The organism is Streptomyces sp. NPDC028910, from assembly GCF_055564955.1.
Genome location: NZ_JBVHVF010000004.1, coordinates 422,793 through 433,420, shown reverse-complemented (window position 1 = coordinate 433,420; position 10,628 = coordinate 422,793). Strand labels below are relative to the sequence as shown.

Annotated in this window: 7 protein-coding genes; 1 reads left to right on the top strand and 6 read right to left on the bottom strand. The window is 71.9% G+C overall.

Going from position 1 to position 10,628, the window contains the following annotated elements:
* Positions 1-195: 195 nt before the first annotated feature.
* Positions 196-2,421 carry an MMPL family transporter gene (locus ACZ4TV_RS08950; RefSeq protein ID WP_468132240.1) on the bottom strand — a complete coding sequence of 742 codons (2,226 nt, stop codon included), beginning with the start codon at positions 2,419-2,421 and terminating at the stop codon, positions 196-198.
* A gap of 130 nt (positions 2,422-2,551) precedes the next feature.
* Positions 2,552-3,142, bottom strand: a complete 591-nt coding sequence (locus ACZ4TV_RS08945) for a TetR/AcrR family transcriptional regulator (RefSeq protein WP_468132238.1) — start codon at positions 3,140-3,142, stop codon at positions 2,552-2,554.
* A 168-nt stretch (positions 3,143-3,310) separates the two neighbouring features.
* On the opposite strand from ACZ4TV_RS08945, the gene ACZ4TV_RS08940 reads away from it, so the two are divergent.
* A complete protein-coding gene (locus ACZ4TV_RS08940; RefSeq protein ID WP_468132236.1) occupies positions 3,311-6,640 on the top strand; it encodes a S41 family peptidase in 3,330 nt (1,109 codons plus the stop codon).
* A 104-nt stretch (positions 6,641-6,744) separates the two neighbouring features.
* On the opposite strand, the gene ACZ4TV_RS08935 is transcribed toward ACZ4TV_RS08940, so the two are convergent.
* The 4 genes from ACZ4TV_RS08935 to ACZ4TV_RS08920 all read right to left on the bottom strand — a co-directional run bounded on the left by ACZ4TV_RS08935 (position 6,745) and on the right by ACZ4TV_RS08920 (position 10,604).
* Positions 6,745-6,993, bottom strand: a complete 249-nt coding sequence (locus ACZ4TV_RS08935) for a hypothetical protein (RefSeq protein WP_468132234.1) — start codon at positions 6,991-6,993, stop codon at positions 6,745-6,747.
* A gap of 76 nt (positions 6,994-7,069) precedes the next feature.
* Entirely contained in the window at positions 7,070-7,954 is an 885-nt protein-coding gene (locus ACZ4TV_RS08930; RefSeq protein WP_468132232.1) for an SDR family oxidoreductase, read from the bottom strand.
* A complete protein-coding gene (locus ACZ4TV_RS08925; RefSeq protein WP_468132230.1) occupies positions 7,951-8,877 on the bottom strand; it encodes an alpha/beta fold hydrolase in 927 nt (308 codons plus the stop codon). The genes ACZ4TV_RS08930 and ACZ4TV_RS08925 overlap by 4 nt, the downstream gene beginning before the upstream one ends.
* Positions 8,874-10,604: a flavin-containing monooxygenase gene (locus ACZ4TV_RS08920; RefSeq protein ID WP_468132228.1), complete on the bottom strand. Its 1,731-nt coding sequence runs from the start codon at positions 10,602-10,604 to the stop codon at positions 8,874-8,876. Before ACZ4TV_RS08920 ends, ACZ4TV_RS08925 begins: the two co-directional genes overlap by 4 nt.
* Between the last annotated feature and the right edge of the window lie 24 nt (positions 10,605-10,628).

The following is a 10,628-nucleotide window of genomic DNA, read 5'->3' as shown; positions in this document are numbered from 1 at the left end:
CTCCCCCCCCCCCCCCTCTCCCGCGGCGAAACAACGAGAAAAAGAAAAAAAAGGGGGGGGGGGGGAGGGGAAAGAACCCCACCCCCCCCCCCCCCCCCCCCCCCCCCCCTCCCCCCCCGGCCCCGGGCCGTCCCGTCGGCCGTACGGAACGGGTCAGGCGTTGACGGTCAGGCGCTGATGGTCAGGCGTTGACGGTCAGGCGTTGACCAGCTCGCGGTCCTTGTCCGGGCCGTCCGGGGACTCCGGGCCCTCCGGGGACTGCGCTGCATCCTTGAGGTGCCGACGCAGGCTCTCCCCCTCCACGTCCACGTTCGGCAGCAGCCGGTCCAGCCAGCGCGGCAGCCACCAGGCCTTGTGCCCGAGCAGCGCCAGCACCGCCGGGACGATGGCCATGCGGACCACGAAGGCGTCGAAGAAGACGGCGACGGCCAGACCGAAGCCGATCATCTTGACCATCTGCTCGGTGGCTCCGATGAAGCCCGCGAACACCGCGATCATGATGACGGCGGCGGCCACGACGACCCGCGCGCTGTACTGGAAGCCGGTCACGACGGCCTGGCCCGGGCGCTCGCCGTGGACGTACGCCTCACGCATGCGGGTGACGAGGAAGACCTCGTAGTCCATGGCCAGACCGAAGACGACACCCACCATGAAGATCGGCATCATCGACATGATCGGGCCGGTCTGCTCCACCCCGAACAGCGAGCCGAGCCAGCCCCACTGGAAGACCGCGACGACCGCGCCGAGGGCGGCGACGACCGAGAGCAGGAAGCCGAGGGCCGCCTTGAGCGGGACCAGGATCGAGCGGAAGACCAGCATCAGCAGCAGGAAGGCCAGGCCGACGACGAGCGCCAGGTAGGGCAGCAGCGCGTCGTTCATCTTCTGCGAGAAGTCGATGTTCAACGCGGTCTGGCCGCTGACGAGGACGTCGTCCCCGCTGCCCGCGCGGATCGTGTGGACCAGGTCCTCGGTCTGCGTGGAGGACGGGCGGTCCTTCGGGACGACCGTGATGACCGCCGCGTCGCCGTCCTTGTTGAAGGTCGGCGGGGTGACCGCGGCCACGCCGTCCAGGCCCTTGATCCGGTCGACGGTCTTGTCCGCGAGCGCCTTGTCGCCGTCCACGACCACCATCAGGGGGCCGTTGAAGCCGGGGCCGAAGCCCTCCGACAGCAGGTCGTACGCCTGGCGCTGGGTGGTGGAGACGGGCTGGGCACCGTCGTCCGGCAGGCCCATCTCCAGCTTGCCCGCCGGGATGGCGATGACGCCGAGGCCGATCACACCGGCCAGCAGCACCATGACCGGGCGGCGCAGGACGAAACGGGCCCAGCGGGTGCCGCCGTTGGGCTTCTGCTCGGCGCCGGCCGGCTTGGGCTTGCCCTTGCCGAAGAGCCGGCTCTTCTGGCCCGCGGGCAGGACCTTCTTGCCCGCGAAGCCGAGGATGGCCGGGACCAGGGTCAGCGCGACGAGCACGGCGATGACCACGGTGCCCGCGGCCGCGAAGCCCATCTTGGTCAGCATCGGGATGTTGACGACGGCCAGGCCCACGAGGGCGATGACCACGGTCAGACCGGCGAAGACGACGGCGGAGCCGGCGGTGCCGGCGGCCCGGCCCGCGGCCTCGTCGCGCTCGAGGCCCTCGGCGAGCTCCGCGCGGTAGCGGGAGACGATGAAGAGGGCGTAGTCGATGCCGACCGCGAGGCCGATCATCGACGCGAGGGTGCCGGTGGTGTTGCCGAGGTCCAGCACGTTGGCGAGCGCGGTGATGGAGGAGACGCCGATGCCCACGCCGATCACCGCGGTCAGCAGCGGCAGACCGGCCGCGATCAGCGAGCCGAAGGTGATCACGAGGACGATCGCGGCGACCAGGATGCCGATGATCTCGCCGGAGCCGGTCTCGGGGGCCGCCATCAGCGCGTCACCGCCGATCTGGACGTTCAGGCCCGCGGCCTTGGCGCCGTGGCCGGACTCCTTGAGCGCTTCGCGGGTGGCGTCCCTCAGCTCCATGCCGCTGACGTCGTACTTGGCGCTGATGTAGGCGGTGGAGCCGTCCTGGCTCACGGCCTGGGCCTCGTACGGGTCGGCGACGGATGAGATCTGATCCGCGCCCGGTCCCGTCTTCAGCCCGGAGACGATCTTCTGGACCTCGGCCTTGGGGCCGGGGTCGGTGACCTTCGCTCCCTCGGGGGCCTTGATGACGATACGGGCGGTGGCGCCGTCGGCGGCCATGCCCGGGAAGCGCTCGTCCAGCAGGTCGAAGGCCTTCTGGGCCTCCGTGCCGGGTATGGAGAACGAGCCGGAGGTGGGGGCCGAGGCCGAGGCCGCGCCGAAGCCGGCGGCGAACAGCAGCGCCACCCACAGGAGGGCGACGAGCCCGCGGCGCCGGAAGGCGCCCCGGCCGAGTCGGTAGAGGAAGGTAGCCACGTCGGTGGTTCTCCCGTTCAGGTCGTGGGATGGATCCGGACGGATCAGGGCGTGAAAAGCCGGCCCGACGACGAGAGCGGCGTGTCAGGAGCAGCAAAAACGGTGCAGGGGACGGGGAATGCGGGGCGGATCAGACGCCGAGGGCGGGGAAGACCACGGCGTCGATGAAGTCACCGAGGAACGTCCGGTCCACCGGACGGTCCTCGATCAGCGGGAGCGCGATGAACGCCCCGATGAGCATGTGCGGTACGAAGTCCAGCGCCGGACAGTCCGGGCGGACCTCGCCCCGGTCCACCGCGCGCTGCAGCATCACCTGCAGCCCGGTGATCTCCGGGTCGACCAACAGGTCCCGCAGTGCCTTGTGCAGTTCCGGGCTCTCGTGGACCGCATGGGCCAGGCCCCGCATCAGGGCGGTGTCCTTGGCCATCTGCGCGTCGTCGGAATGCTCCACCATGCGCGCGAAGTCCCCGCGCAGGCTGCCCGTGTCGATCTCCCGCAGCGAGACGGGCTGCGTACATCGCAGGGCCTTGGCGACCAGCTCCGGCTTGCTCCCCCACTGGCGGTAGAGGGTGGCCTTGCTGGACTTCGTGCGGGCGGCGACCGCGTCCATGGTCAGCGCCTCGTAGCCGACGTCACGCAGGAGGTCGAGGACCGCCTCGTGCAGTTCGGCCTGCCGTTCGGGAGTGATGCGGCTGCGCCGGGCCGCCATCGCCTCGGTCATGTCCGCGCCTCCCGTCCACACACGCCTTCATCGAAACGAAAGTGTTCCGTACGCTCACGACGATACCCCTCCTACCAACGAAACGAAACCGTTCCGTTTCGCTTCAGGGAGTGGCATGGATCACCTGTACGAGTTGCCAGGGGCCTCCCGCGCGGAAAGCATTGTGGGGTGAGTCACGACGTCGCGTACCTCCGGTTCCCGCACCTGCACGACGACCTCCTGTGCTTCGCCACCGAGGACGACCTCTGGGTCGCCCCGCTGGTCCCCGACGGCCAGATCCCCGGACGGGCCTGGCGGATCACCGTCGACCGGACCCGGGTGGGCCATCCGCGCTTCTCCCCGGACGGCCGGCACATCGCCTTCACCACTTGGCGCAGCCTCGACCCCGAAATCCACCTCGCCCCCGTCGACGGCGGCCCCGCCCGCCAGCTCAGCCACTGGGGCGCCACCGACACCCGGGTCTGCGGCTGGGACCCGGACGGCAACATCCTGGCGGTCTCCTCGCACGGGCAGCCGTTCTCGTACTTCTCCTGGGCCTACAAGCTGCCCACCGACGGCAGCCCCGGCGGGCGCCTGCCCTGGGGTCCCGTGTCCGACATCCAGGTCGCCGACATCGAGGGAGAGCACCGCACGCTGCTGCTCACCGGCAAGCCCCCGCACGAGCCCGCCGCCTGGAAGCGCTACCGCGGCGGCGCCACCGGCCGCCTGTGGCTGCACGGCCGGCTGCTGCTGGAGGACATCGGCGGCCACCTCGACAGCGCGATGTTCGTGGACGGCAGGATCGCCTTCCTGTCCGACCACGAGGGCATCGGCAACCTCTACTCCTGCCTGCCCGACGGCACCGATCTGCGCCGCCACACCGACCACGAGGAGTTCTACGCCCGGCACGCCTCCAGCGACGGCTCCCGGATCGTCTACCAGTGCGCCGGGGACCTCTGGCTCGTCGAGTCCCTGGCCGCCGATGCCGTCCCGCGCAAGCTCCAGGTCCGGCTCGGGGGCCCGCGCGCGGGCCGGCGTACGTACCAGGTGCCGGCCGCCAGCCACGTCGACTCGCTCTCCGTGGACGCCACCGGGCGGGCCAGCGCGGTCGTGGTGCGCGGCAGCCTGTACTGGCTGACCCACCGGGACGGGCCGGCCAGGACCATCACCGACACCCCGGGCGTGCGGGTGCGGCTGCCGGAGATGCTCGGCAGCGGCGGTCAGCTCGCCTACATCACGGACGCCGAGGGCGAGGACGCGATCGAGATCGCCTACCTCCCGCGGGCCTCCGGCGGGCGGGAGCCGCGCCGGCTGGCCTCGGGCAAGCTGGGGCGCGTGACCGAGATGCTCTCGGACCCGGACGGGGAGCGGATCGCCATCGCCTCCAACGACGGGCGGCTGCTGCTCATCACCGTGCCGGACGACGAGGCCGACGTCTCGGGGTCCGAGGGGTCCGAGGGGTCCGAGGGGTCCGAGGGGTCCGAGGGGTCCGGCGGCGAGGTCACCGAGCTGATCCGGTCCATCAACGGACCCGTCACCGACCTGGCCTTCTCCCCCGACGGAGGCTGGCTGACCTGGTCGCATCCGGGCATCGGGCGTTCGCTGCGGCAGATCAAGATGGCCCGCATCTCCGGTCCCGGCCCGCGCGTCATCGTCGACGTCACCAACGGGCGCTTCGAGGACGAGAGTCCGGTCTTCACACGGGACGGGCGCTACCTGGCCTTCCTGTCGTGGCGCGGTTTCGACCCGGTCTACGACGTGCACACCGGCGACCTGTCCTTCCCGCTGGGCTGCCGCCCGTACCTGGTGCCGCTGTCCTCGGCGACCCCCTCCCCCTTCGCCCACACCGCCGAGGGGCGGCCCGCGGCGGGCGGACTCGACCCGGTGGAAGGGGATTCGGGCGACTCCGGCGACGGCGCGGTGATGGTCGAGGTGGAGGGGCTGGAGAGCCGGGTCACTCCGTTCCCGGTGACCGCGTCCAAGTACTCGGCCCTGCACCCGGTGCACGGCGGCGGGCTGGTGTGGCTGCGCTGGCCGATCTCGGGCGCGCTCGGCGAGACCTTCGCCAACCCGGCCGACATCAGCGGCAAGCCGACGCTGGAGCACTTCGACCTCACCAAGGCCCGCAAGACGGAACTGGCCTCGGGGCTGGACTGGTTCGCGGTCAGCGGCGACGGCACCCGGCTCGTGATCAACGACGACGGCGATCTGCGCGCGGTCCCGGCGACCGAGTCTGGCGACAGCGATTCGACCGTCTACCTCGACCTGCGGCGCATCCTGCACGAGGTGGACCCGGCGGCCGAGTGGCGCCAGGCCTTCGAGGAGGCCGGGCGGATCATCCGCGCGTACTTCTGGGAGCCGAAGATGTGCGGCATCGACTGGGACGGGGTGCTGAGCCAGTACCGTCCCCTGGTCGAACGGGTCGCCTCCCCCGACGAGTTCGCCGACCTGATGCGCGAGGTCCTCGGCGAGCTCGGCACCTCGCACGCCTACGTCTCCCCCGCGCGCCGCAACGAAGGCCCTCCGCACTACCAGCGGCCCATCGGCCTGCTCGGCGCGAACCTCGTGCGCCGGGACGGCGGCTGGGTGGTCAAGCGGATCCTGCCGGGCGAGTCCTCCGACTCCAAAGCCCGCTCCCCGCTGGCCGGCACGGGCATCCGGGAGGGCGCGGTGCTCACCCATGTGGACGGGCGGCCGGTGGACCCGGTGACCGGGCCCTATCCGCTGCTGGCGGCGGCGGGCGGGACCACGGTGGAGCTGACCTTCCAGCCCGCGGAGGGCGAGGGCCGCCCCCGCCGGGTCGCCATCGTGCCGCTGATCGACGAACGGCCGCTGCGCTACCAGGACTGGGTGTCCAAGCGGCGCGAGGTGGTCCGGGAGGTCAGCGGCGGCCGGTGCGGCTATCTCCACATTCCCGACATGGGCGGCTCGGGCTGGGCTCAGTTCAACCGCGACCTGCGGATGGAGATGTCCCGGCCCGCGCTGATCGTGGACGTACGCGGCAACGCGGGCGGGCACATCAGCGAGCTGGTGGTGGAGAAGCTGACCCGCTCCATCCTCGGCTGGGACCTGACGCGCGACGCCCAGCCGGTCTCGTACGCCTCCAACGCGCCCCGCGGTCCGATCGTGGCACTGGCCGACGAGGCGACCTCCTCGGACGGGGACATGATCACCGCGGCCTTCAAACTGCTTGGGCTGGGCCCGGTGGTGGGCCAGCGCACCTGGGGCGGGGTGGTCGGCATGACGGGCCGGCACCGCCTCGGCGACGGCACGGTGATCACGGTGCCGATGAATGCCGCCTGGTTCCCCGAGTACGGGTGGTCGGTGGAGAACCACGGCGTGGAACCGGACCTTGCGATCATGCGCACTCCGCTCGACTGGGCGGAGGGGCGGCACGCGCAGCTGGACGACGCCGTGCACCTGGCGCTGGAACTGCTGGAACAGGAACCGGCCGCGGTGCCGCCCGGCTACACGGACGTACCGGACCGGCGCCGTCCGAAGCTGCCGCCGAGGGAGTGAGCGGGGCGGCGATGGAGTGAGTGAGCTGAGCGGGGCATAGAGAAGGGGCGCGATCCGTACCGTTCTACGGATCGCGCCCCTCAGCGGGTCCCTCAACGGGTCACTCAGGCGTCCCAGTTCTCGTCGTACTCGTCACGCGTCCGGTCCGGTCGCTCCTGGGATCGCTCCTGGGGCCTGGCCGTACCCTCCTGGGGCCTGGCGGTGCGCTCCTGGGGCTTGGGCTGCGCCTTGGTCTTCGACGTCTTCGACTTCTCCTGAAGCTTGGCGGTGCGCTCGGTGACCTCTTCCTTCGCGCCCTGCGCCGCCTGCTGCGCCTTGCCCTTGAGGTCGTTCGCCTTGTCCTTGATACCCATGCTGTTCACTCCATGAGGGGTGTTGGTGGTTGGGCCTCGACCAGACTTGCACGGGCGGACAAAGCACGCATTTCGATCAGTGACTCTGTGTGCGCTCCTGCTCGTCGGCAGCCCCACCGGGCCCGACGAGCCCCTTGGAGACACCCCCCAGCCGCGGCTCGAAGCGCTTCATCTCGCGCTGTCCGACCGTCGCGATGAGTCCGGGCAGGTAGCCGCGCATGCCCTGCATGCCGCGCAGCCACCACTGCGCGTACACGTGCGGCGAGCGCCGCTCGATGCCGGCGACGATCCGGTCGACGGCGGGACCGAGCGGGTACGTGCGGTTCGACGGCCACGGCAGCCGCTGGCGCAGCTCCCGCATGACCTCGTCCTGGTCGGCGCCGCGCACCATGTCGGTGTCGGTCCAGGAGAGGTAGCCGACGCCCACCTTGACGCCCTTGTAGCCGACCTCGGCGCGCAGGCAGTGCGCGAAGGCCTCGACGCCGGACTTCGAGGCGCAGTAGGCGGTCATCATCGGGGCCGGGGTGATCGCGGCGAGCGAGGCGATCTGGAGGAAGTAGCCGCGGCTCTCCGTCAGTACGGGAAGGAAGGCACGGGCGGTGACGGCCCCGCCGATGAGGTTGACCTCGATCACCCGGCGCCAGGCGTCGGGGTCCGAGTCGACGAAGGGCCCGCCGGCGGCCACGCCCGCGTTGGCGACGACGATGTCGACCTTGCCGAAGCGCTGCTTGACCTCCTGAGCGACGCGGGCCATGGCCTCGTGGTCGGTGACGTCGGCGTACCAGTGGTCGCTGTCCGTGGGGAGCCGCTCGGAGACCTCCTTGAGGGCCTCCGGCTCCAGGCCCACGAGGGCTATCCGCGCGCCGCGGGCCGACAGCTTGCGGGCGAGCAGCTCGCCGACCCCGCGGGCGGCGCCGGTGACGACGGCGACCTGGCCTTCCAGACTCCTGCGAGCACTCACGGTGTCTTCTCCTTCTCGGTGGTGTCGAGATACAGCGCGGTCAGCTCGCGCACGGCACGGGTCACGGCCTCGGGTGCCTCGACCGGGGTCATGTGCCCCATGCCGGTGAGCTCGGTGAGGCCTACGCAGTTCGGCAGCGCGGCGGCGAGCCCGCGGGCGTGCACGATCGGGGTGAGCCGGTCGATGGTGCCGCCGATGACGGCGGTGGGCACGGCGAGCCGGGCCACGTCGGCGTCGAGGTCCAGCCCGGCCAGCACCCGGGACCAGGCGTGGCGCACCCCGGTGGGGCAGGCGTGGATGATACGGGCGCACGCCTCGACCTTGTCGGGCGCGGAGCCGGGGGCCATGGTGGCGTACTTCAGGATCTTCCGGGCGACGGGCGTGACCGGCCCGAGCGGGGCGCGCGAGCCGAGCACCGCACTGGTGATACGGGTCCGGGCGCGCCCGGCGCGCACCGGCAGCACCCGCGCCTCGGCGACCAGCCGGGAGCTGCCGGTGCTGCACAGCAGCGCGGCCGCGGCGTGCTCGGCGAACTGCGGCCGGCCCGAAGCCGCCATGATCGTCATGCCGCCCATGGAGTGCCCGGCGACGACCGCCCGCTCCCCGGGGACGAGGGTGGCCCCGAACACCGCCACGAGGTCGTCGGCGAGGGCGGTGGTGCTGTGCACCCGGGCGGCGGGGCTGCGGCCGTGCCCGCGCTGGTCGTAGGCGATGACCCGGTGGGTGGCGGACAGGGCCCGTATCTGCGCGGCCCAGAACGCGGTGGAGCAGGCCCAGCCGTGTGCCAGCACCACGGCCGGCGCCCCCTCCTCCCCGTGGACCTCCACGTGCAGACGGGCCCCGTCGGCGGAGACGGCGACGAGCTCGCGCCGCGCGACCGGCGGGGCAAAGGCACCAGAGGTGACGTGCATCAGCCGACTCACGCGGCGCCCTCCGCCTTCTGGGCAAACTCAGCCCGGCCGCAGGCGATTTCAGCCTCGCCGGCGTTTGAGGCGCGGGGGTCCGGGGGCAGAGCCCCCGGCAGCGGCGCCGCACCGGACCCCGCAGAGCCCGCCCGCGCGGCGCGGCCCCTCTTCGCCGCAGCGGCAGCGGCAGCGGCAGCGGCAGCGGCAGCGCCAGCCGGGATCCGCTCGCGGACCCGCACCACCTCGTACTCGCCCAGATCGACGCTCCGCGTCTCCCGGCGGAACTCGCCCGTCGTCCCCGGCCAGACGGTGGTGTTGCGCCCGTTGGCGTCCAGGTACCAGCTGGTGCAGCCGCCGGTGTTCCACACCGTCCGCTCCATCCGGGACTGCACGTGCCGGTTCCACTTGTTCACGGCGGACGGCCTCGCCGCGAGGGCGACCTTCCCGCCCAGGCTGCTGCCACCGAGGACGGCCAGCTGGCGCAGGTAGTCCGCCATGTAGTTGAGCTGCGACTCGATCATCAGGATCATCGAGCTGTTCCCGAGCCCGGTGTTCGGACCGACGATCGTCATCCAGTTGGGGAAACCGGCCGCCGTCGCCCCGCGCAGCGAGCGCATCCCGTCCTTCCATTCGACCGCGAGGGTCCTGCCCTCCGCGCCCACCACCCGCTCGGCGATCGGCATGTCCGTGACGTGGAAGCCGGTGCCGAAGATGATCGCGTCGACCTCGGCCCGCGTCCCGTCGTCGGCGACCAGGACCGAGCCCCGGATCTCCTTCAGCCCGGAGGCGACCAGGTCCACATTGGGCCGGGCCAGGGCCGGGTAGTACGAGCTGGAGAGCAAGATCCGCTTGCAGCCGATCCGGTAGGAAGGCGTCAGCTTGGCGCGCATCGCCGGGTCCTTGATCGCACGGGCCATGTTGGCCTTGGCGAGCGATTCGATGAGCCCGAGCTGGTTCGGCCGCTTGGTGAAGGCGCTGACCTGGAGGTCCCGGATCCCCCACTGGAGTCCGCGGCGCGCGGCCTGGGTGAAGGGCAGCTGGCGGTGCAGCCAGCGCTCCACGGCGGTGATGGCCCGGTCGGTGCGCGGCATCACCCACGGCGGGGTCCGCTGGAACAGCGTGAGGCGCTCCACGTCGGGTGCGATGGCGGGCACGATCTGGATGGCGGAGGCGCCCGTACCGATCATGGCGACGCGCTTGCCGACGAGGTCGTAGTCGTGGTCCCAGCGCGCGGAGTGGAACACCTTGCCGGGGAAGGCGGCGAGCCCCGGGATCTCCGGCATCTTCGGCTCGGACAGCGCGCCGGTCGCCGAGACGACCACATCGGCGGTCAGCGGGCCCCGCGCGGTCTCGATCTCCCAGCGCAGCTCGTCGGCGTCCCAGCGCATCAGCCGGACCTCGGAGTCGAGCCGGATGTGGGGGCGCAGCCCGAAGGTGTCGGCGACGTGCTCCAGGTAGGCCCGGATGTGCGGCTGCCCGGAGAAGGTCCGAGGCCAGTCGGGATGGGGGGCGAAGGAGAAGGAGTACAGGTGGGACGGGACGTCGCAGGCGCATCCCGGATAGGTGTTGTCGCGCCAGGTCCCGCCGACCGCGCCGGCCCGTTCCAGGACGACGAAGTCGGTGATCCCCTCGCGCCGCAACCGGACGGCGGCGCCCAGGCCGCCGAACCCGGACCCGATCACCGCCACCCGTACGTGCTGACGTTCGCCCGTGCCGCCACTCGTGCCGCCACTCGTGCCGCCCATGCCCGCCGCCTTCCGCTTCATCCG

Excerpts from the sequence above, each read along its gene's own strand:
- ACZ4TV_RS08945 (WP_468132238.1), bottom strand. The coding sequence starts at position 3,142 with ATGACCGAGGCGATGGCGGCCCGGCGCAGCCGCATCACTCCCGAACGG.
- ACZ4TV_RS08935 (WP_468132234.1), bottom strand. The coding sequence starts at position 6,993 with ATGGGTATCAAGGACAAGGCGAACGACCTCAAGGGCAAGGCGCAGCAG.
- ACZ4TV_RS08920 (WP_468132228.1), bottom strand. The coding sequence starts at position 10,604 with ATGGGCGGCACGAGTGGCGGCACGAGTGGCGGCACGGGCGAACGTCAG.